The 1,099-nt window shown below is 61.6% G+C and carries 2 protein-coding genes and 1 pseudogene; all 3 read right to left on the bottom strand.

The window, feature by feature from the left end:
• A partial coding sequence (locus XANALMUS060_RS19350) for a hypothetical protein (protein ID WP_152640616.1) occupies nt 1-449 on the bottom strand: 449 nt, incomplete at its 3' end.
• A 48-nt stretch (nt 450-497) separates the two neighbouring features.
• On the bottom strand, nt 498-659 hold the full coding sequence (locus tag XANALMUS060_RS22890; RefSeq protein ID WP_304413358.1) for a phosphopantetheine-binding protein: 162 nt from the start codon (nt 657-659) through the stop codon (nt 498-500).
• Nucleotides 619-1,099: pseudogene (locus tag XANALMUS060_RS17125) on the bottom strand (hypothetical protein); the annotation flags it as partial. The pseudogene XANALMUS060_RS17125 and the gene XANALMUS060_RS22890, both read right to left, overlap by 41 nt.

Raw genomic sequence — 1,099 nt, 5'->3', positions numbered from 1 at the left:
AGTTTCTCAAGCGCTTCCTCACCATCAGGTACCCCACACAGCTCGTGGGCGATCAGATGGAAGCCGCTTTCTTCAGCGGCGATTTGCTGCAACGCCTGCCCATCCACCAGCGCGAAGGTCGTGCGCAACGACGCATGCCGGGCCACGATGCGATCCAACGCACGCCGCAGCGCCTGCGCATCCAACACACCGCGCAAATGCAAGCCGCCGCTGATGTGATACGCCCGCCTGACTGACACCCTCGAACTGCGATAGGAACCAGAGCCGCTGTTGTGCAAAGGACAGCACGCGCGGCGCATCCGGCTGCAATGGCAGGATCGGCGGCAATGACTGACACCCTCGAACTGCGATAGGAACCAGAGCCGCTGTTGTGCAAAGGACAGCACGCGCGGCGCATCCGGCTGCAATGGCAGGATCGGCGGCAAGATCGCACCGGACGAAGAGGCCACGCACGCAGGCGGCAAGGCCCTTCAGCGTTGCATTCGCGAACAGCTCCGCTACGCCGATCTCAACACCCAATTCCTGACGCAGGCGCGAAGCAACTCGCACCGCCAACAACGAATGCAGGCGGCAAGGCCCTTCAGCGTTGCATTCGCGAACAGCTCCGCTACGCCGATCTCAACACCCAATTCCTGACGCAGGCGCGAAGCAACTCGCACCGCCAACAACGAATGTCCACCGAGCGCGAAGAAGTTGTCGTGCCGCCCGATGCTCTCCAGACAGACCCAGCAGCTCACGCCAGATCGCGGCAATGGCTTGTTCGATCGCGCCCTGCGGTGCTTCATACGCAGGCGCCGCATAGGCTGAGCCATCCGGTGCGGGTAATGCCTTGCGATCCAGCTTGCCGTTCGGAGTCAACGGTAGACGATCCAACTGCACATACGCGCCCTGCGGTGCTTCATACGCAGGCGCCGCATAGGCTGAGCCATCCGGTGCGGGTAATGCCTTGCGATCCAGCTTGCCGTTCGGAGTCAACGGTAGACGATCCAACTGCACATAAGCAGCAGGCACCATGTAATCCGGCAAGGTATCCGACAACCAACTGCGCAAGATTTCCGCGCCAAGATGTTCCGACGTCACACCTTCGGCAGCAACCCAA

The organism is Xanthomonas sp. MUS 060 (assembly GCF_000963215.1).
GTDB lineage: Bacteria > Pseudomonadota > Gammaproteobacteria > Xanthomonadales > Xanthomonadaceae > Xanthomonas_A.
Note: the sequence above shows the minus strand (reverse complement) of the source record. Positions and strands in the feature narration are given on the sequence as shown.